The following is a 19,814-nucleotide window of genomic DNA, read 5'->3' as shown; positions in this document are numbered from 1 at the left end:
ACCTCCGTCCGCCGACCCTGCGTTTCACCCTGCCGTCGGCACCGGGGGCACTCCCCCTCGGGGCCGGTCGGCCATAGGCTCGCCGTGCCGCCTCGACGCGGCACGCCGGACGACGTCGGGAGGCGCCCGTGCGACATCGGCGCTCCTGGGGAGCGGTGCTCGCCGCCCTCTGCGCGGCGTCGCTCGTCGGCGTCTACGCCCTGGCCGTGCGCACCGCGTCGGGCCAGGCGGCGGACGTCCAGGGCTTCGCGCAGCTGCAGGCCGGCGGGTACCCGGTGGCGGTCGCCGCGACGTGGACGCGAGCGGCGCTGCCCGCCGCCCTCGCGCTGCTGTGCCTCGGTCTCGGTGCGCACGCGCTGCGGACCCGCCGGTTCCGCGACGTCGTCGGCGCGCTCGCCGTCGCGGTGGTGCCGCTCGCGCTCTCGGGGTGGCTGCGCGACGGCGTCCTGTCCCGTCCCGACCTCGGCGACTTCGGGTACGCCCACAACACGATGCCCTCGGGCCACGTGAGCGCGGCGGTCGGCCTCGTCGTCGCCGCGGTCCTCCTCTGGCCGGCGAGGACCCGGCGCGGCGCGGCCCGGGTCGCGCTCGTCGTGGTCGTCCTCGCGTGCGTCGCCTCGGTCGTCGGGCACGCGCACCGGCCCAGCGACACGATCGCCTCGGTGCTGCTCGTCGGGCTCGTCACGGGCATCGTGGTCGCGGTCCTCGACGTGCCGTCGGCTCCCGCGCCGGCCACCGCTTTCACCCGTGCCCCCCAGCACGAGCACCGCTAGCCTGTACCGGCCGGGCGTGCCGGCGGACGGAGGACGACATGCAGATCCGCACGGACGGCGTGACCTGGCAGGAGATCGACGGCGAGCTGGTCCTCCTGGACCTCGAGCGCTCGGTCTACCTCACCACCAACGGCAGCGGTGCGCTGCTGACCAAGCTCCTCGTCGAGGAGCACACGCTCGACGACCTCGCCGACGCGCTCGTCGCCGAGTTCGCGATCGACCGTGACGACGCCCTCCGCGACGCCCAGGCGTTCGTCGACGAGCTCGCCGAGCACCAGCTCCTGCGCTGACCTCCGGCGCCGCGCGTCAGGAGACGGCGGCGGGAAGTCGCTCGAACCCTGCGGGCGGCCGGACCATCACGTGGTAGTCGTCGACGGTCCAGCCCTGCACCTCGACCCACGCGTGCGCAGCGACGGCCCCGTCCCTCTTGGCGACGCCGAGGACCAGCCGTGGTGAGCGCCGGCGCAGCACGTGGCCGACGACGAGCGCCTGCCGCAGGCACGTCCCGTCGACGCCGGGCGCGGACAGGACGCGGCGCGCGTCCTGGACACCCGCCCGCTCGCGCGGGCTCAGGTCGAGAGGGACCGGCTCGGCGGTCGCCGCCGACGGCCCCGGCACGGGCTCCGCGACCGCCTCCGCGAGCGGCACACCCACCCACCGCGCGACGCGCGGGAGGCGCACGGTCCGCAGACCGAGCTCGATCGAGGCGACGAGGACGGCCGTCCGGACGAGGCCGGGCCACCGCGACAGCGGCACCCGCCGCGCTCCACGGGCCAGCCGGGCGATGGCGGGCCGGGCGCTCACGCCACGGCCCGAGCGGTCCGGGGCGACGCCGCGAGCCACGCGACGTGGACGAGGAACCGGGACGCGGGCAGGGGCGACCCCAGCCACTCACGGCGCAGGCGCGCGACGTCGACGAGCTCGGGGTCCACACCGCTACCGTCCCACGAGACGGCGAAGTCCCGCTCGCGGTCCCCCCAGCGGGAGGAGTTGAAGCGCGCCTTGGTCGACCGGGCCAGCACGGCGTCGGGGAGGAGGTCCGCGCCGAGGCGGCGGAACGTGTCCGTCCGGCCCCGGAACCCGCGCGGCCCGCCGTCGGCCGCGAGGGCGGCCACGAAGGTCTCGTCGGCGAGCGGATGGTGCAGCGTCACGCCCAGCTCGGCGGCACCCGCGGCGGTGTTGTGCAGCGCGAGGACCGTGCTCCGGCGCCCGAGCAGCGCCCTCTTGGCCACGTCCCAGCGCAGCGGTCCGCGCGCGTCGACGGTCTCGCGGGCCAGGACGTCGAGCGCGCGCCGCGTGAGCCAGGGTGCGGAGTCGCGCAGGCCCGTCCCGCGGCGCACCCGGCGACGGGCGAGCGCTGCCGGCTCGAGCGCCTCCGCACCGGCCCGCACGAGCGCGCGCGACGGACGGCGCCGCGAGGAGGCGAGGAGGTGCAGGGGCGTCCCGCGGACCGGCGCGACGAACCCGTCGCCGCCCTCCCCGGTGAGGACGTGCGCCCCCGGGTCGAGGCCGTCGAACAACCTCGGTTGGCTCTGGACGGCCGCCGGCCACACGAGGCCGCGGCGCGCGAGCGAGGCGACGGAGACGTCGCCCAGGAGGCTGCGCTCGTCGCGCACCTCGATCACGACCCGCCGCGTCAGCCCGAGGTGGGCGAGGACGCGCTCCTGCCACTCGCTCTCGTCGGACTCGGGGACCCCCGGGTAGACCGCGGTGACCGGCACGGGCAGCGGGAGGCCCTCGCGGCGGGCGACCGCGGTCGCCACGGCGAGGACGAGCGACGAGTCGCGCCCGCCGGAGAACAGCACGTGGCAGCTGCCGCTGCGCAGGGCCGGCAGGACCGCCCGCTCGAGCGCCGTGCGCGCGCCGTGCTCCCGCTGCCGGGTCGGCACGCGCGACGACGTGCCGACAGGCGCGGAGAGCGCGACCTCGAGCGGCGAGAGCCGCAGGAACGGGTCGGGACGGTCGTCCACGATCACCTCTTCGTCGGGGTGGTGCTGCGCGGTGGCGTGCGGGACGGCGCCGCGCAGCACCGGTGGTCAGCTCAGGTCGCCGTCGCCGGAGCCGGGGAGCGGGATCTTGTGACCCCAGAAGTAGACCTCGTCCTCCCACTCCTGCCAGTTGTCGAGCCCGAGCGTCAGTCCACGCACGGAGCCGACCCGGGAGATCTTGGGTGCCTCGTATGCCATCGTTGTTTCCTCCTCTCGCGGTGTCGCGGTCGTCGTCACGGGCATTCCCGGACGGCCATTCACCTCGCCAGCGGCGATCGTTTCCAGCATTCGTGAGGGTAGAGGTCGGAAAGCGCCGCCGAACCCGTCCCGCGGCGTTTTCACCCGGGTGATCGACGGGGCCCTCGCGCGCCCAGCCACGCGGCGTGCAGGAGGAGCTCGGCCGCCGCCGGCGGCACAGGGCTCGCCCAGGCGGCCCGCAGCAGGTCGTGGTCGACGAGGTCTGCGTCGACGCCGGACCCGTCCCACGTCCGCGCGAAGTGCCGCTCGTCCGGCCCCCACCGCGTCTCGTTGAACCATGCCTTGGACGTCCGGGCGAGCACGGCGTCGGGCAGGAGGTCGGCGGCGAGCCGGCGCAGCACGTCCGTGCGGCCGGCGAAGCCCCAGGCGCCGCCGTCGGCGGCGAGCGCGCCGACGAACCGGGGGTCGAGCAACGGGTGGACGTAAGTGACGCCGCGCTCGCGCGCGAGGACGTCCAGGTTGGTGAGCACGACGTGCGTCGCGCGCGACCCGAGCAGCCGGCGCACGGCGCGGTCCCACCGCAGGGGCGACGTGTCGTCGGCGGCGAGCCGCGAGGCGGCCTCGCGCGCGGCGCCGTCCCGCAGCCACCCGGGCACGACGTCGCGGTACCGGCCCGGCGGGAGCGTCCAGCCCGGTCGCAGGGCGCGCGCGGCCTCGCGGAGCAGGCGCCGGGTCGGGAGCGCGGGGGTCGCGAGGCGGCGGCGCAGGAGGTGCAGGGGCGTCCCGCGGCGCCGGTTGAGGACGTCGTCACCGCCCTCGCCGGTCAGCAGACGACCGCCGGCCGCCTGGGCCAGACGGACGCCGTCGACCTGCGCGACGGCGGGGAACACCAGGCCGTGCCGCTCGAGCCCGGCCCGCGCGGCGTCGCCGAGGAGGCGCATCTCGTCGGTCACGCGCACGACGACGCGCTCGCGGAGCCCGAGGTGGGCCAGGACGAGGTCCTGCCACTCCGTCTCGTCGGCGCCCTCGACGCCCGGGAAGGTCAGGGTCAGCGGGACGGGGAGCGGCAGCCCGTCCCGCCGCGCGACGTGGGTCGCGACCGCGAGGACGAGCGACGAGTCGCGCCCGCCCGAGAACCCGACGAAGGTCGGGCCGGACGCGAGCGACTCGCGGACGACCCGCTCCAGGACGCGGCGCGCCCCTCCGGTCCGGGGAACCGGAGGGGAGGGGCGGCGTCCGAAGACCCACCCCGCGGCGACCTCGAGGTCGTCGATGCGGAGCAGGTCCACGGGAACCGGCGACGGTGCCGGCCGCGGCGTCCTGCCGGCGGGAGCTCCCGGCAGGGCCATGTCAGGACAGCGGGTCGCCGGGACCGCAGCCGTCCTTCCAGTCACCGCTCAGGTCCTGGCCGAGGCCGGGCTCCTGGTTCGGCATGGCGTTGTCGCTCCCGTAGCCGTACTTGCAGTTCTGCGGGTAGCCGAGGGTCAAGCCCCTGACCGTTCCCACGGAGGTGATCGACGGCGGTGCGTACGACATGAGCCACCGACCTTTCTTTCGGGTCGCCCGGAGGCGAAGGACTGTCGGACGCGGACGCGGCCGACCCGATGAAGATACCGACCACGACGGCGCGGAAGGAGCCTTCGACGAACATTCCACCCGGCCGTCGGCAAAGTTCACCCGGACGCGTTGGACGCCCGTCCAGGTCCGTGCATTGCGGAGGTCAGCGCGACGGCGCGGAAATACTCCCTCCGGGCGCGCTCGTCCGGGACGTCCGCCTGGAGCGGCCGCCGCTCGTCGAGCCCCGCGTCGTGCCGTCGGCCGGCCCGTCGCGCGGCGAGGTGGTGGTGGAGCAGGACGCCCGCGCTGTCGAGCACGCCCCGCCGCGCCGCGGAGTACTCGTTGCCCCCGAGCGACGGGTCCCCGGGCAGCCCCGGGAAGGTGCGGCGGGCGTCGCGCAGGCGGGTGAGCCGGACCCACGTCGGCGCGGGTCCGCGGGGCACCTGGTGCGGCGCGAGCCCGAGGACGCGGTCCGCGCGCTCGAGGACCGACCGGACGCCGAGCCAGGCGCCTGCCGCGCGCGAACGACGCTCGAGCTCCGCGACGTCGACCTGACCGTGCTCGAGGGCGAACCGCACGTCCGCGAGCCACATGAGGCGGTTGGCGCCGGACTGCGCGGCGTGGAACGCCAGGTGCAGCACCGTGTCGGCGGGGTCGAGGGTCGGCAGCGGGAGGCCCCCGACGTCGACGTCCCGACGCCGGTCGAGCATGGCGTCGACGTCGAGCGGGAACGCGCGCCGCAGCTCCGCCGGGACGGCGACGTGCCAGTGCAGGTCCACCGGTGTCCCCGCGGGAGTCATCATCGCCAGCTCGGCGCGGCCGGTGCGCCGGATCTCCGGCCAGTTGCGGTCGAGGAGCACGACCCCCCGCCGCTGGAGGGCCTCGACCGCGTCCTCGAAGCGGTGCGGCGCGACGACGAGGTCGACGTCGTAGTACTCGCGCATGTTGACGACCGGCCAGATCGCCCCGGCGAGCACCGGCCCCTTCACGACGACCCACGGCACGGACGCCTCGTCGAGGACGGCCCCGGCGCCGCGGACGTCCGCGAGCGCCCGCAGGTGGCGCATGAGCTGGTCGTGCTTGGCCCGCTCGAGAGCCTCTCGCCAGCCGTCCGGCTCGTCGGACCACGCGCGCGTCACGCGCTCGACGGCGGGCGTCACCCGGTGCAGGCGCCCGGCCGCGACCACGTCGTCGGGCGAGGTGCTGCGCAGCCCTGACGGGCATGCGGTCCCGGCGTCGCCGCGGACGGCGTCGAGCAGCAGCCGTGCGAGCGGCCGCAACGCCGTGTCGTCCTGCACCGTCACCGCCGTCCAGCCCTTCTCGGTCCGCCCGCACCGGTCGCACGTGGTCGCACCGGTCGCGCCGGCGCGAGCGACAGTACCGCGCGGCGCCCGGCATCCGGGGCCCGTTCGCCAGGTTTCACCCGACGCCGCGCTCCTGCGGGCGCCGGGACGCTGAGACACTGACGAGGCGGTCGGCACGACCGTGCGAGACGAGGAGGATGTGCCATGGCCGGCGACGGCGAGACGTTCGTCGACCCGCTCGACCTGCGGGTGCGCGAGCGCAACCAGCGACGCTCGTTCCGGCGCGGCGCCACGCTCGTCGCGCGCAGCACGTCGCTGGTCTGGCAGTCGGGTCGCTGGCTGTTCCTCGCGCTCGCCGCCCTCCAGCTCGTCGGCGCCCTCCTGCTCGCCGGGCAGGTCGTCGTGGTCGAGCGCTTCCTCACCGCGGTCGTCGACCTGTCGGCGGGCGGCGGCATGCAGGTCCTCGTCGGCCCGGTCGCGGCGCTGGCCGCGCTCATGGGCGCGGCAGCGCTCGTCGGCGGCGTGCAGGGATCGATCCGCCGGTTCCTCGCCGACTCGGTCGCACGGCGAACCTGGCAGCAGGTCCTCGCGGTCGCGACGCGCGTGAGCCTGCGGCAGTTCGAGTCCCCCGCGTTCTTCGACTCGTTGCAGCGCGTCAGCGCGAACGCCGCGAGCCGACCGTTCCAGGTCACGCAGGCCCTGCTCGGCGCGTTCGGCAGCGCGGCGGTCACCGTGACCGTCGGCGCGACGCTCGCGGCGATCCATCCCGCGCTGCTCGGGCTGCTCGTCCTCGGCGGTCTGCCCCTGCTGCTGACGAACCGGCGCGAGAGCCGGCTCGAGTTCGACTTCTCGGTCCGCCAGACCTACCCGGCGCGCGAGCGCGGCTACCTGTCGATCATCCTCACCGGCCGCAACGAGGCGAAGGAGATCCGCGCCTTCGGGCTCGGCCGCACGCTCCGGGAGCGGTTCGACGCGCTGTACGGCCGGTACCAGGGGGACCTCGCCGCGCACCTGAGGCGCCGCACGGCGCTGAGCGTCGTCGGGAACCTCGCCTCGGCCCTCGTCCTGGCGTCGACGCTGTTCTTCGTCGTGTGGCTCATCGCGCAGGGTGAGATGACCGTGGCGCAGGCCGGCGCGGCCATCGTCGCGATCCGCATGCTGCAAGGGCAGGTCGCGACGCTCCTCGGTTCCGTGCAGTCCATCTTCGAGGCGGGGCTCTTCCTCGACGACGTCGACGCCTTCATGGAGCTCGGACCGTCGGCCGACGCCCTGGAGGCGGGCGACCCGGCTCCCGCGACGTTCGGCGAGATCAGCGCGCAGGGCGTGGGCTTCACCTACCCCGGCAGCGAGGTGCCCGCGCTGCGCGGCGTCGACGTGACGATCCGGCGCGGCGAGGTCGTCGCGCTCGTCGGCGAGAACGGGTCGGGCAAGACGACGCTCGCGAAGATCCTCGCGGGGCTCTACGACGCGGACGACGGCGCCGTGCGCTGGGACGGCCGCGACACGCGGACCCTCGACCGCGCGTCGGTGCGCGAGCGCGTGGCGCCGATCTTCCAGGACTTCGTCCGGTACGCGTTCTCGGCGCGCGACAACGTCGAGGTCGGGGACGTGGAGGCGCCCGGCGACGACGGCCGCGTCCGGGCCGCCGCGAGCCGTGCGGGCGCCGACGGCTTCCTGTCCGCGCTCCCCCACGGGTACGACACGATGCTGTCGCGGCTCTTCCGGGACGGCCGGGACCTGTCGGGCGGGCAGTGGCAGCGCGTCGCCATCGCCCGGGCGTTCTACCGCGACGCGCCGCTCATCATCCTCGACGAGCCGACGGCGTCCCTCGACCCCCGGGGCGAGCACGACCTCTTCGAGTCCCTGCGGGACGTGCTCGCGGGTCGCACCGCCGTGTTCATCTCCCACCGGTTCTCGTCGGTGCGGTCCGCGGACCGCATCTACGTGCTCGACGAGGGCCGCGTCGCGGAGCACGGCTCGCACGACGAGCTCATGGCGCACGGCGGCCTGTACGCCGACCTGTTCACGCTCCAGGCGGACGCCTACCTCGACCCCGGCCGCTCGACCCCCTGACCTGCAGGCTCCCGGCCCGCAGCCGACCGGTCGCGGCCGCGGCACCTCGCCGGGGCCCTCGGCTCAGGCGCCGATCTCCGTGAGGAGCCGCTCGGCGAGGTCGGGTGCGAACGGCGGTCCCCAGGGGACGCGCGCGCGGTAGACGGGCACGCTCCGCGCGATCTGCGCGACCTGCGCGAAGTGGCGGTCGACCACGGCCCTGTCCCGCCAGCCCAGCAGCCGCGCGTAGGTGATGAGCGCGAACACGGCCACCGTCGGCTCGATCCGCTCGACGTCGAGCGACGTGTGCTCGCGGTCCGGCCAGGGCACGACGATCGCCGCGAGCGGGAGCGCGTCGTCGGCGCCGGCGCCCAGGCGCAGGACCTGCCGCTCGTCCGCGCTCACGCGCACCGCGGGGTCCTGGCCGCCGAACCGGCCGACGAGCTCGTCCGCGCCCTTGCGCAGGCGCAGCTCGCTCGCGCCGAGGCGGACGGACGGGACGCCGTCGAGGTCGACGCGCAGCACGTCGTCCGTGATCACGGAGCCGCCGGCCGCGCACAGCAGCGTCGCCATGGTCGACTTCCCCATGCCCGACGCGCCGACGAACGCGACCGCCCGCCCACCGACGTCGACCGCGCTGCCGTGCAGGACGGCGACACCGCGCAGGTAGAGCTGGAAGGACAGCACGGCCCCGGTGACGAGGATCGCCGCGACGCCGGGGTCGGCGCCGTCGCGCAGGTGGACGTGGACCGTCGCGAGGTCGGCCGACACCCGGACGTCGCACGTGCGGTGGAACCGCAGCAGGAAGCCGCCCGCCCCGAGCTCGTAGAAGGTGTAGAACGCCCGGTCGCCGTCGGCGTAGTCGAGGAGCACGCGGGCCCCGGTCGGCTCGGACGCGTCGCGCGCGCCCTCGCCCCACAGGACCGTGACGTCGACGGGCTCGGCGGGGTCGGCCGGGCGGTCCTGGTGCAGGGGCAGCTCCGACGCCACGTGCAGCCCGTACAGCCGGACGTGCTCCCGCTCGGCGTCGCCCGCCCCGGCTCTCAGCACCACGGCGTCAGGCTAGCCGCAGGGTCTGCCCCCACGGCCCCGGCCGCGGGAAGTTCACCCGGGCGACGAGCCACCCCGGTCACGGGTAGAGCGCCGCGTACCGCTCGGCGACGCGCTCCCAGGAGTACGCCTGGGCCTCGGCCCGACCGGCGTCACCGAGGCCGCGGGCGAGCTCTCGGTCGCCGACGACGCGCTCCACGGCCCGCGCGAGCGCCTCCACGTCGTGGGGGTCCACCAGGAGCCCGGTGCGGCCGTCGTCGACGAACTCCGGCGGACCTCCGCGCGACGTGACGACCACGGGGACCCCCGCGCGCCAGCCCTCGAGCACGACGATCCCGAACGCCTCGACGCGGCTCGGCACGACGAGAGCGAGGGCCCCCGAGACGGCCGTGACCACCTCGGGCCGCGAGAGCCGGCCCGGCAGCACGACGCGTCCGTCGAGCCCCTCGCGCACGACGAGGTCGCGCAGGTCGTCGAGCTCGGGGCCGTCGCCCCCGACGACGAGCCGGACGTCGTCGGGGACGTCGGCGCGGGCGAACGCGCGCAGCAGCAGGTCGAAGCCCTTGGTGCGGACCGCGCGGCCGACCGCGAGGACGTAGCGCCCGGGCAGCCACGGCGGCCGGGGACCGCCCGGCTCGTCCAGGTCGATGCCGTTGGGCACCACCGTCCCCGCGCCCGGTGCGAGACCGAACCTGTTCTCCAGGTCGGCGAGCGCGTAGCCCGAGCACGCCGTGACCGCCCGCGCGTCGGCCAGCGAGCGGCGGAGCGCGGCGCGCAGGAGCGCGGAGGTCCCGAAGACGTCGTGCGCGTCCATGAACGTCTCGCCGTGCCCCGTGACGACGAGCGGGGTGCGGGTGCGGCGCGCCAGCGCGTGCGCCCACGGCCCCTGCGGCCCGTAGCAGTGCACGTGCAGGACGTCGGGCAGGTCCGCGCGCCAGGCCGCGCGCCAGGCGCGCCACGCCGCGGGCGAGGTCCGCGCGAACGAGGCGAGCGACGGCACGGTCCGGGCGGGCAGCGGTGCCGGCAGGTACCGGACCGGGACACCGCCGTCGAGCACCGTCGGCACGTCGTCGTCGCCCTGGTCGACCGACCACACCGCGACGCGGTGCCCCCCGGCGCGCAGCCGCCGGGCGACGTGGAGCACGTGCTCCTCGACGCCGCCGGCACGGGGGAGGAACGAGCTGGTGACGAGGGCGACCGAGGTCACGGGACCTCCTTCCAGGGCGACGGGCTCCTGGCAGGGTAGGCGCTCGGCCGGGCCGTCCAGGGGTGAAATCGTCGGTCCGGCGGCTCCCGGGCGGGTGAAGAGTGCGGCGGCGTGCGGGACCGGGGGCGCGCCGCCCCGACAATGAGGGTCCGCCGACGAGGGTCGGACGACGAGGGGCCACGAGGTCCGGACGAGGGTCCACGGGCCGGGTCCCGGGGCGAGGACGGAGGTGCGGGGTGCCGCGACTGACGCTGGCGACCATCGCCGTGGGCGTGCCGATGGGACAGCAGGTCTACGAGCGCGAGGTGTCGCGGCGTGCGCGGACCGCGCTGGGACCGGACGTGCAGGTCACCCGCTCCGTGACGCGGTCGCTGCGCTCGCCGCTGCCCGGTACGGCCCGCCTGCCCCACTGGGTGCTGCGCGAGGCTCCCGCCGGGGTCCGCCGCGCGGTCGGGGCGCTCATGTACCCGGGTGCCGACGTCGTGCACCGGATGGGGCTGTCGCTCCCGCCCGCCCGCGTCCCCGAGATCGTCACCGTGCACGACACCGTCGCGTGGCGGTTCCCGGACGAGTCGTCGCCGGAGCCCTTCGCGGCGCAGGAGACCCGACGGGCCCGGGCGGTGGTCTCCGTGTCGCAGTTCGCCGCCGACGACGTCGCCGAACGGCTCGGGCTGGACCACGTGCACGTGGTCCACAACGGCGTGGACGACCGCTTCTTCGGCGCCGCACCGCTGCCGGCGGCGACGCTGCGGCGGCTCGGGGTCGACGGGCCGTACGTCCTGCACGCCGGCGGGTCGTCGCTGCGCAAGAACCTCGACGGGCTCGCCGCCGCCTGGCCCCTCGTCCGCGCCGCGCACCCCGACGTGACGCTGGTGCTCAGCGGGCCGCCCTCCGAGCGCCGCGACCACCTGTTCGGACCGCTCGACGGCGCAGCGCGCGTCGGGCTCGTCCCCGACGACCTCGTGCCCGGCCTCGTCGCGGGCGCGCGCGCCGTGGTGGTGCCGTCGCTGTACGAGGGGTTCGGCCTGCCGGCCCTGGAGGCGATGGCCGCTGACGTCCCCGTCGTCGCGGCCGCCCGGTCGTCGCTCCCCGAGGTCTGCGGCGACGCCGGGATCCTCGTCGAGCCGGACGGCGCCGCGCTGGCCGAGGGCATGGTGCACGCCCTCGACGGCGGCGCCGAGGTCTCGCGACGCGTCGGGCTCGGCCGCGAGCGCGCCGGCCGGTTCACGTGGGAGGCGAGCGCACGGGCCCACGCCGTGCTCTGGCGCGACGTGCTCGACGGGCGCCGGTGACGGGCTCCGGGCCGCGGGTGATCACGGTGATTCACCCTCGCGGCCCGTACCAGGACCCCGCGACGGGGCCTAGGGTTGCGGCGTGAGCACCCCGACCCCTGCGATCACGGTCACCGGCCTCGGGAAGACCTATCGCATCGCCACGTCCGGCGAACGTCCGAACCGGGCGTCGGAGGCCCTGCTCCAGCGTCTTCGCCGGCCGCTCGACCGCACCCGGTACGAGGAGTTCCGAGCGCTCGAGGACCTGTCCTTCGAGGTGCCCTGGGGCGAGGCCGTCGGCATCGTCGGCCGCAACGGCGCGGGCAAGTCGACGCTGCTGAAGATCCTCACGCGCATCACCGCCCCGACCCGGGGGCGCATCGAGCTCGCCGGTCGGATCGGGAGCCTCCTGGAGGTCGGCACCGGCTTCCACCCGGAGCTGACGGGCCGGGAGAACATCTTCCTCAACGGCGCGCTCCTGGGGATGACGCGGCAGGAGATCCGCCGCCGGTTCGACGAGATCGTCGACTTCTCCGGCGTCGCGCAGTTCCTCGAGACCCCGGTCAAGCGCTACTCCTCGGGGATGTACGTGCGGCTGGCGTTCGCCGTCGCGGCGCACCTGGAGACCGAGATCCTCGCGATCGACGAGGTCCTGGCGGTGGGCGACGCCGAGTTCCAGGCGAAGTCGCTGCAGAAGATGCGCGACGTCGCGAAGGACGGTCGCACGGTCCTGTTCGTGAGCCACCAGGTGCAGACCGTCACCGCGCTCTGCAGCTCGGCGCTCTACCTGGACCGCGGACGGCTCGCCTACCAGGGCGACGTGCCGGGCGCGCTCGACCTCTACCGGCGCAGCTTCGCGAAGTTCGCGCTCGAGCAGAAGGACCCGTCGCGGCGCCCCGGGACGGGCGAGATCCGCGCGACCTCGGTCGAGATGGGCGAGGACCAGATCGAGCCCCAGGCCGACAAGGACGTCGTGATCCGGGTCGGCGCGTCCCCGGGCTCGATCGGGCAGTACTTCGTCTCGTGCCACGTGAACAACATCGACGGGAGCGTCGTCGCGCAGTGCGACTCGCGCGTCGTCGGAGGCTGGTACGACCCCACCCGGGAGAACACGGTGACGCTCACGCTGCGGTCGCCGTGGCTCAAGCCGGGTCGCTACACCGTCGACGTCTTCGTGTGCAAGAACGGGATCCTCGACGCGTGGGAGGGCGCCGCGGCGTTCGAGGTCCTCCCGCACAACCCGTATCCCGAGCTCGCGGGCGACGAGGCGCTCACCAAGGGCCTCGTGCTCGGCGACTTCTCGTACAAGGCGGAGTGAGATGAGCCAGACGATCGTCATCACCCCGCCGCGCAAGTTCGCGCTGCCGGCCGTGCGCGAGCTGTGGGAGGCGCGCGAGGTCCTGTATCGCTTCGGGATGCGCGACATCGTGCTGCGCTACCGGCAGACCGTGATCGGCGTGCTGTGGGTCGTGCTCCAGCCGCTCGCCGCCGCCGGCATCTTCTCGATCGTCTTCGGGCAGGTGGCCGACCTGCCGAGCCAGGGCGTGCCGTACTTCCTCTTCAGCTACATGAGCATGCTCGCCTGGAACCTGTTCAACGGCGTGCTGACCCGCGCGGCCCCGTCCCTCGTCGGGAACCAGGCGCTGGTGTCGAAGGTGTTCTTCCCCCGCATGCTGGTGCCGCTCTCGACGTCGCTGTCGGTGCTCCTCGACTTCGCGGTCGCGTTCGCCCTGGGCGTCGTCCTGCTCTTCGTGAACGGCGTGAACCCCGGGTGGCCGATCCTCCTCCTCCCGGTGTGGGTGATCCTGCTCGTGCTGCTCGCGTCCGGTCTCGGCCTGGCCGCGTCGGCGCTCATGGTGAAGTACCGCGACGTCGGGTACGTCCTGCCGTGGCTCACGCAGATCCTGCTGTACGCCTCGCCCGTCGCCTACTCGCTCGAGGCCGTCCCGGCGAACCTCGAGTGGCTCTTCCAGGCCAACCCGCTCACCTGGTACCTGGAGCTCTTCCGGTGGTCCCTGCTGGGCCTGCCCGCTCCCGACGCGTGGCAGATCGCCGGGGCCGTGGGCGCCGCCGTCGTCGTGTTTCTCGGCGGCGCGCTGTGGTTCCAGCGGTTCGAGCGCGAGTTCGCAGACTTCATCTGAGCGACGCACCCGTGCCCCGCGCCTCGACACCCGTCGTCCTCGTCAACAACAGCCGCGAGACGTTCACGCCCACCGTGAGCGGCGCCATCGCCACGTGCCTGTGGGAGGTGACCCGCGAGGCGGCCGCCACGGGTGTCGCCCCGTTCGTCCTCACGCGCCCCTCCCCCGCGCCGACGTACGACTGGCCACGCATCCGGACCGTCCGCCCGCGCTCGCCCCTGCGTCCCGGGGGCGACCGGACCGACCGCGCCGTGCGCCGCCTCACGGCCTGGGCGCACCGCGACCAGGGCGCGTACGCGCACGCGGTCGCGCGTGCCCTGCGCGGCGTCCCGCCGGGGACGGTCGTCGTGTGCAACAACGACCCCGAGGTCGCGGTGCACCTGCGCGACGCCCTTCCCGGAGCCCGGGTCGCGCACTGGTTCCACAACCTCGAGGTCGCGCGCGACCCGTGGCGACGGCGCTACGCGCGCGGAGGGATCGCGTCCGTCGCGGTGAGCGACTACCTCGCCCGCGCCGTCGAGCACCTCTACGGGCTGACGCCACGGACCGTGTCGACGGCGTGGAACGGCGTGGACGTCACCCGCTTCGCGCCGTCCCCGCAGCCCGCGGACCGCGCTCCCGTGGTCGGCTTCCTCGGCCGCCTCGCCGTCGAGAAGGGCCCGGACGTCCTGCTGCGCGCGCTGCTCGAGCTGCGCGGGCGCGGGCGCGACTTCGGGGTGCAGGTCCTCGGCGACACCAACTGGGGCTTCGACGACGGCGGCCCGTACGGCCGGGAGGTCCGCGGCCTGCTCGACGCGCTGCGGGCGCGCGGCGTCGACGTCGTCCACCCCGGGCACGTCGAGCGGTCCGAGGTCCCGCGCAGGCTGCGCGACGCCGACCTGCACGTCGTCCCGTCGCGATGGGACGAGCCGTTCGGTCTCACGACCCTCGAGGGCATGGCCAGCGGGCTCGCGACCGTGGGGACCGCCACGGGCGGCACGCCGGAGATCCTCGGCGAGGCCGGGATCCTCGTCGCGCGAGACTCGCCGCGGGCGCTCGCGCACGCGCTCGACCGCCTGGTCCTCGACCGGCAGGAGCGTGAGCGACGCGGTGCGGCGGCTCGCGCGCGCGCCGAGGAGCTCACCTGGGACCGTACGTGGGCGCGGCTCCAGGAGTCGTGGTCATGACGACGCCGCGGGTCACGACCGTGCTGCCCGCGGACGAGCCCTACTCCCCGACCGCCGGAGCGGTGTCGGCGGTGGCCCGAGCGCTCACGCAGCACCTCGTCGCCGCGGGCGTCGAGGTGGAGGTGCTGGCCCCGCGCGCGGGAGGACCCACCCACACCGACGGGGTCGTGCGCGAGCTGTGGTCCGCCGGGCGGCGCCCGACGGCGGTCCGCGCCGCTGCCAGGCTGCGGCGCCTGATGACCGGCGAGAGCGACGCCTGGGCGTCGTACCGGCGCGAGGTCGTGCGCCGTGCGTCGGGCGACGTCGCCGTGGTGCACAACGACGCCGGTCTCGCGGCGGCGCTCCTCCGGTCCGGTCGGCCGACCGTGCTGTGGCTGCACAACCTGCTCCCGGCCTCGTCGGGCGACGACGTCCGCGCGTGCGTCGCCGCGGGCGGCGCGATCGTGTGCGTCTCCGAGCACGTCCGGTCCTGGACCGCCCGCGAGCACGGCGTGCCCCTCGCCGGGATGACGGTCGTCCACAACGCGCTCGACGGCGACGCGTTCCGGCCCCCCGCCGACTGGCGCCCCGGGCCCGTCCTGCGCGCGGTCATCCACGGCAGGATCGACCCCAACAAGGGGCAGCTCCTCGCCGCGCGCGCGGTCGCGCTCGCCCGGGAGGACGGCGTCCCGGTGGAGCTCACCGTCGTCGGCGACGTCAAGACGTTCGGCATGGCGAGCGACGACGTCACGGCGTACGTCGGCCTCCTGGAGGAGGCCTTGACGGCGGCGGGCGCCCGACGGATCGGTCACGTCCCCCCGGCCGAGGTGCCCGCCCTCCTGGCGGCGTCGGACGTCGGCCTCGCGCTCCCGACCGTGCCCGAGCCCTTCTCGCTCGCCGCGCTCGAGTGCATGGCCTCCGGCTGCGCCGTGGTCGCGGTGCCCCTGGGGGGCCTCGCCGAGGTGGTCGGGCGGGCCGCGCTGCTGTGCGAGCCGACGGAGGCGTCCGTCGCCGCCGCCCTGCGCGAGCTCGCGGCGGACCACGAGGAGCTCCGGGCGCGGCGGGCGGCCGCCGTGCAGCAGGCCGGGCGCTTCACGTGGGAGCGCAGCACGGCGCAGGCGCTGGCGGTCATCGACGCTCTCGCCGCGCGCTGAGGACTCGCCGAGGGATCAGGGACGGAACCAGTCCCCGGAGCCGTCGCCGACGGGGGACTCGACGAGGCGGAGCCAGTCGAGGTTGCCCCGTCGAAGGGGTCGGGAGAGGACCGTGAGGCGAGGGTGGCGGGCGCGCCACTCCCACTGCCGCAGCAACCGGTCCCAGTCACGACCGGAGTGGTGGCCCGACTGGCGGGACTTGCGCAGCATCTGCTCGCGGGTACGGACCCACGACAGGTGCAGGACCGCCTCGTCGGGCTCCACCACGGCGTCCACGACGGCGTCGTGGGGGTGGTCCGGGTCCGTGTTGGTGGGGGCGAGGTCCACCCGGTACGTCCGCGCCTCCGTCTGGCGGCAGTGCACCAGGTCGGTCCCGGCGCGGACGGCCACGGGACCGGGGTAGGAGGCCCGGGCACCCCCGCGCCGGCCGGACAGCTCGAGCAGCCGGCCGTCGGTCGTGCGCTGGTAGACGTGCCGCAACGGGTAGTCCAGGGCGTGCGCCCCGGCGGCCTCGGCGGCGTCGATCATGGCGCGCAGCCGCCCTGGCGCGAGGACGACCTCGTCGGAGTCGAGCTGGAGCACCCAGTCCGCACCCCTGCTCGCCTCCGCGAGCGCCGCGCGGCGCTGCTCGGTGTCGAGGTCGAGCGCGAACCGCCCGGGGTCCGACCACGAGCCGGGGAGCAGCTCGATCTTCCCCGCCGGGTCGGCCCGGCGCAGACGCTCGACCGTCTCCTGGACCGGCATGGGGTGGCCGGCCCACGAGAGCCCGTCCGCGTCGAGGCTCACGACGACCCGGTCGACGAGGTCGTAGTACGACGCGAGGCTCTCCGTCGCCCACGCCGGGTCGCCCGCCATCACGTAGGCGCTGATCCTCACCGGCCGGCCCCGCGGGAGGGACCGGCGTCGCCCCGCACCTCCAGCACGGCAGCGGCGCCGAGCCCGCTCGCCGCGCCGACCAGGGTGGTCGCCGACCGGAGCAGCCCGTTGCCCACGCCGCGCACGACCGACCCCTCGCGCGTGCGCAGGCGTCCGACGGCCCGGCCGGCGTAGCGCAGCTCGCCGCCCGCCTGCCGCAGGCTGGTGCGGAGGTTGCGACGGAACTTCACGTCGCGGACCCCGACGGTGCGCGCCAGCAGGACGACGTGGTTGCGCTGGGCGTAGTACGTGTACCGCAGGTCGAACCGGCGCCCCTTGGCGTACGGTCCCGCGACGTGCTCGACGACCGCGGCGGGCGTGTAGACGACGCGCCAGCCCGCGAGACGCAGGCGGAGCACCGGTTCGGTCTCCTCCCGCAGGCACGTGCCGGGGTAGTGGTCGGCGATGCCGCCGACGGCGTCGAGCGCGGCCCGGCGCATCGACATGTTCGCGCCGAGGAGGTGGTCGACGTCCACGTCGTGCCCCGGGTCGGCGGCGAAGAACCCGGTGAGCGAACCGTCGTCGAGCAGGAGGCCCACCCGGTCGGCGCCCTCCGCGTCCTCGCCGGGCTGGCCGTTCAGCGCCCGGCCGCCCACCGCGCCGACCTCAGGGTCCGCGTAGCGCGCGACGATCTGCTCCAGCCAGTCCTCGGCCGCGTAGGCGTCGTCGTCGACGAACGCGACGACGTCGGACGTCACCTCGGCGACGCCGATCGCCCGCGAGGTGGCGGTCGAGCCGGCGCCTCGCTCGTTGCGCAGGTAGAGGACGCCGGGGAACTGCGCCACCACGTCCCGCGTCGCCGTGCCGGGAGAGGAGTCGACGACCACGACGCGGTCCGGCTGGAGCGTCTGCGCGGCGAGGTGCTCCAGGCAGGTGCGGACGTGGTCGGGCCGGTTGTACGTCGCGACCACGACGGCGGCGGTGGTCCCGGCTGGATCTGGCATGGGCCCATTATTCGGGTCCCTGCCCCTGCCACCTACGGAGCCGGGCAATGTTCACCCGCTGACGAGGTCCCCCGGCGCAGCGACGGGCGGTTGACTGGCCCCGTGAACGTCCACGGCACACCACCGGTCCGGCAGGAGGTCCACGTCCTCACGCCCGGTGACCACTACTCGCCCCGGACCGGCTCGGCCGTGCCCACGGTCGTGCACGGCCTCGCCACCGCGGCGGCACCTGGCTCTTATATACATCCCCGAGCCCACGAGACGGGCCCCCATCCCGGACGCCGCCTTCTGCCTGGAAAAAAAAAACTATCTTTCTTTGGCTCTTTTTCCCTTTTACGCCCACCCCCGCCCCTCGTGGCGGTACGTGGACGCCGGGCTGGGACGGCTCGGCCTGCCGAGGCCCGCGACCCGGCGCCCCCTCCGCGCGACGCTCGCCGACCAGGGCGCCTGGGCGCCGTCGGTGGTCGTGGCGCACAACGCGCCGCAGCTCGTCCCCCTCGTCGACCGGCGGCACACCCCGGTCCTCTACGCGCACAACGACCTCCTGCGCAGCTACGGGAGGGCGGAGACCCGGCGGACGCTCGACCGTGCCGCCGCGATCGTCGGCGTGAGCACGTTCCTCGCGGAGCGCGTCCAGGACCAGGTCGGTCCGCGGCTCGCGGACCGCGTCGTGGTCGTGCGCAACGGCGTCGACGTCGAGCTCTTCCGTCCCGCCGCCGGACCGCGGACCGACGACGACCTGCACCTGGTGTTCGTCGGCCGGATGATCCCGGAGAAGGGTGCCCACGTCCTCGTGGAGGCGCTGGCACGGCTCGACCGCCACGACGTCCGCGCGACGATCGTGGGCTCGCACGGCTTCGACCCGCGTGCGGCCCTGAGCCCCTACGAGCAGCGGCTGCGCGCCGAGGCCGCGGTGCTCGACGGTCGCGTCGTGTTCCTGCCGTCCCAGGAACGCCCGCGGATCGCGCGCCTCCTCGGGACGGCGGACGTCGTGGCGGTCCCGTCGGACTGGCCGGAACCCAGCGGCCTGACCGTGCTCGAGGGCATGGCGTCGGGCGCCGCCGTGGTGGCGAGCGACGTCGGCGGGATCCCGGAGCTGGCCGGCGAGGCGGCGATCCTCGTGCGGCCCGGGGACGCGGCCGGGCTCGCCGAGGCGATCGAGCACCTCGCGGTCGACCGCGCGGCGCTCGCCCGGGCGCGCGCGGTCGCACGGTCGCACGCCGAGGCGAGCTCCTGGCAGCGGGCCCGCGCCGAGCTCGACGCGGTGCTGCGGGAGGTCCCGTGACCCGCCGGGACGGGGTCGGGAGGACGAGCCGCGACCGCGTGGTGCGCCGCCGTCACCTCGACGAGCCGGTCGTCCCCCGGCCGGACGGCCGGGCGGCGCGCGCCGCCGAGGCGGTGGCGAGCGTCCTCCTCTCGCCCGTGCTGCCCGCGTTCCGCGCCGCGTCGACGGCAGGCCGTGTCGCCCTCACCTACGACGACGGGCCCCACCCCGAGCACACCCCGCGGATCCTCGACGTGCTCGCGCGGCACGAGGTCCGCGCGACGTTCTTCGTGCTCGCCGGCCCGGCGCGCAGGTACCCGGCGATCGTCCGGCGCATCGTGGCCGACGGCCACGAGCTCGCCCTGCACGGTGCCGACCACGGGCGCCTCACGCGCCTTTCGACCCGCGCCGCCCTCGCGTCGGTCCTCGGCGCCCGGAGCGCCGTCCAGGACGTGGCGCAGGTCCCGCTGCAGCTCTTCCGCCCGCCGTACGGGGCGAGCACGCTCCGCGTCAACGCGGCGCTGCGCGCCCGCGGGCTCGACGTCGTGCTGTGGACCGCGGAGGCGCTGGACTGGGTGCACGGGGAGGAGGAGGACGTCGCGGGGAACGCGCTGCGGACCGTGCGCCCGGGCGCGTTCCTCCTGCTGCACGACGACCGCGCCGACCCGGAGCTCGCCACGGACCCCGCGGAGCTGCCGCGCTTCGACCGGGCGGACGTGCTCCGCCGGATCCTCGACGGCCTCGCCGAGGCGAGCCTGCGCCCCGGGACGGTCGGCGAGCTCCGCGCCGGCGGCGTGCTCCGCAGCTACGGACCCGACCTGGTCCGCTGACCGCAGCCCGGCACCGACCCG

20 protein-coding genes are annotated in these 19,814 nt (G+C 75.6%); 10 read left to right on the top strand and 10 right to left on the bottom strand.

Annotation, left to right across the window (positions count from 1 at the left end):
- The first annotated feature begins 128 nt into the window (after positions 1–128).
- Positions 129–773: a phosphatase PAP2 family protein gene (locus tag ACWPWV_RS11035; protein WP_454043037.1), complete on the top strand. Its 645-nt coding sequence runs from the start codon at positions 129–131 to the stop codon at positions 771–773.
- A 38-nt stretch (positions 774–811) separates the two neighbouring features.
- A complete protein-coding gene (locus ACWPWV_RS11030; RefSeq protein ID WP_454043036.1) occupies positions 812–1,063 on the top strand; it encodes a PqqD family protein in 252 nt (83 codons plus the stop codon).
- Between the two features lie 16 nt (positions 1,064–1,079).
- Here ACWPWV_RS11030 and ACWPWV_RS11025 read toward each other — a convergent pair whose 3' ends face one another.
- From ACWPWV_RS11025 to ACWPWV_RS11000, 6 genes are all read right to left on the bottom strand, one after another.
- Positions 1,080–1,577, bottom strand: a complete 498-nt coding sequence (locus ACWPWV_RS11025; RefSeq protein ID WP_454043035.1) for a lasso peptide biosynthesis B2 protein — start codon at positions 1,575–1,577, stop codon at positions 1,080–1,082.
- Positions 1,574–2,803, bottom strand: coding sequence for an asparagine synthase-related protein (locus ACWPWV_RS11020; RefSeq protein ID WP_454043034.1), 1,230 nt, complete (start codon positions 2,801–2,803; stop codon positions 1,574–1,576). The genes ACWPWV_RS11025 and ACWPWV_RS11020 overlap by 4 nt, the downstream gene beginning before the upstream one ends.
- Before the next feature lie 6 nt (positions 2,804–2,809).
- Positions 2,810–2,959, bottom strand: a complete 150-nt coding sequence (locus tag ACWPWV_RS11015) for a lasso RiPP family leader peptide-containing protein (protein WP_454043033.1) — start codon at positions 2,957–2,959, stop codon at positions 2,810–2,812.
- Positions 2,960–3,099: 140 nt separating this feature from the next.
- A complete protein-coding gene (locus tag ACWPWV_RS11010; protein WP_454043032.1) occupies positions 3,100–4,248 on the bottom strand; it encodes an asparagine synthase-related protein in 1,149 nt (382 codons plus the stop codon).
- Between the two features lie 61 nt (positions 4,249–4,309).
- Positions 4,310–4,495, bottom strand: a complete 186-nt coding sequence (locus ACWPWV_RS11005; RefSeq protein ID WP_454043031.1) for a hypothetical protein — start codon at positions 4,493–4,495, stop codon at positions 4,310–4,312.
- Positions 4,496–4,632: 137 nt separating this feature from the next.
- Positions 4,633–5,820, bottom strand: a complete 1,188-nt coding sequence (locus ACWPWV_RS11000; protein ID WP_454043030.1) for a nucleotidyltransferase family protein — start codon at positions 5,818–5,820, stop codon at positions 4,633–4,635.
- 204 nt (positions 5,821–6,024) lie between these two features.
- Between ACWPWV_RS11000 and ACWPWV_RS10995 the strand changes: the two genes are divergently transcribed.
- Positions 6,025–7,893 (top strand): ABC transporter ATP-binding protein, encoded by a 1,869-nt coding sequence (locus tag ACWPWV_RS10995; RefSeq protein ID WP_454043029.1) that lies wholly within the window; start codon positions 6,025–6,027, stop codon positions 7,891–7,893.
- A gap of 63 nt (positions 7,894–7,956) precedes the next feature.
- Here the strand turns inward: ACWPWV_RS10995 and ACWPWV_RS10990 are convergent, their stop codons facing one another.
- Together ACWPWV_RS10990 and ACWPWV_RS10985 are read right to left on the bottom strand one after the other, a co-directional pair.
- Positions 7,957–8,925, bottom strand: coding sequence for a hypothetical protein (locus tag ACWPWV_RS10990; RefSeq protein ID WP_454043028.1), 969 nt, complete (start codon positions 8,923–8,925; stop codon positions 7,957–7,959).
- A 76-nt stretch (positions 8,926–9,001) separates the two neighbouring features.
- Positions 9,002–10,129, bottom strand: a complete 1,128-nt coding sequence (locus ACWPWV_RS10985; RefSeq protein WP_454043027.1) for a glycosyltransferase family 4 protein — start codon at positions 10,127–10,129, stop codon at positions 9,002–9,004.
- Positions 10,130–10,365: 236 nt separating this feature from the next.
- On the opposite strand from ACWPWV_RS10985, the gene ACWPWV_RS10980 reads away from it, so the two are divergent.
- The 5 genes from ACWPWV_RS10980 to ACWPWV_RS10960 all read left to right on the top strand — a co-directional run bounded on the left by ACWPWV_RS10980 (position 10,366) and on the right by ACWPWV_RS10960 (position 15,840).
- Positions 10,366–11,421: a glycosyltransferase family 4 protein gene (locus ACWPWV_RS10980; RefSeq protein ID WP_454043026.1), complete on the top strand. Its 1,056-nt coding sequence runs from the start codon at positions 10,366–10,368 to the stop codon at positions 11,419–11,421.
- Positions 11,422–11,503: 82 nt separating this feature from the next.
- Entirely contained in the window at positions 11,504–12,718 is a 1,215-nt protein-coding gene (locus ACWPWV_RS10975) for an ABC transporter ATP-binding protein (RefSeq protein ID WP_454043025.1), read from the top strand.
- Position 12,719: 1 nt separating this feature from the next.
- Positions 12,720–13,541 (top strand): ABC transporter permease, encoded by an 822-nt coding sequence (locus ACWPWV_RS10970; RefSeq protein WP_454043024.1) that lies wholly within the window; start codon positions 12,720–12,722, stop codon positions 13,539–13,541.
- A gap of 11 nt (positions 13,542–13,552) precedes the next feature.
- Positions 13,553–14,707: a glycosyltransferase family 4 protein gene (locus ACWPWV_RS10965; protein WP_454043023.1), complete on the top strand. Its 1,155-nt coding sequence runs from the start codon at positions 13,553–13,555 to the stop codon at positions 14,705–14,707.
- Complete coding sequence (locus tag ACWPWV_RS10960) at positions 14,704–15,840, top strand: glycosyltransferase family 4 protein (RefSeq protein ID WP_454043022.1); 1,137 nt, start codon at positions 14,704–14,706, stop codon at positions 15,838–15,840. Before ACWPWV_RS10965 ends, ACWPWV_RS10960 begins: the two co-directional genes overlap by 4 nt.
- A gap of 15 nt (positions 15,841–15,855) precedes the next feature.
- Here ACWPWV_RS10960 and ACWPWV_RS10955 read toward each other — a convergent pair whose 3' ends face one another.
- A complete protein-coding gene (locus ACWPWV_RS10955; protein WP_454043021.1) occupies positions 15,856–16,716 on the bottom strand; it encodes a hypothetical protein in 861 nt (286 codons plus the stop codon).
- Complete coding sequence (locus ACWPWV_RS10950; protein WP_454043020.1) at positions 16,713–17,699, bottom strand: glycosyltransferase family 2 protein; 987 nt, start codon at positions 17,697–17,699, stop codon at positions 16,713–16,715. The genes ACWPWV_RS10955 and ACWPWV_RS10950 overlap by 4 nt, the downstream gene beginning before the upstream one ends.
- A 316-nt stretch (positions 17,700–18,015) precedes the next feature.
- Between ACWPWV_RS10950 and ACWPWV_RS10945 the strand changes: the two genes are divergently transcribed.
- Both ACWPWV_RS10945 and ACWPWV_RS10940 read left to right on the top strand, forming a co-directional pair.
- Positions 18,016–18,984 carry a glycosyltransferase family 4 protein gene (locus tag ACWPWV_RS10945; RefSeq protein ID WP_454043019.1) on the top strand — a complete coding sequence of 323 codons (969 nt, stop codon included), beginning with the start codon at positions 18,016–18,018 and terminating at the stop codon, positions 18,982–18,984.
- A complete protein-coding gene (locus ACWPWV_RS10940) occupies positions 18,981–19,793 on the top strand; it encodes a polysaccharide deacetylase family protein (RefSeq protein WP_454043018.1) in 813 nt (270 codons plus the stop codon). The genes ACWPWV_RS10945 and ACWPWV_RS10940 overlap by 4 nt, the downstream gene beginning before the upstream one ends.
- Positions 19,794–19,814 lie beyond the last annotated feature (21 nt).

It is taken from the genome of Cellulosimicrobium sp. Marseille-Q8652, from assembly GCF_965112045.1.
This window is presented reverse-complemented; position numbering and strand designations above follow the sequence as displayed.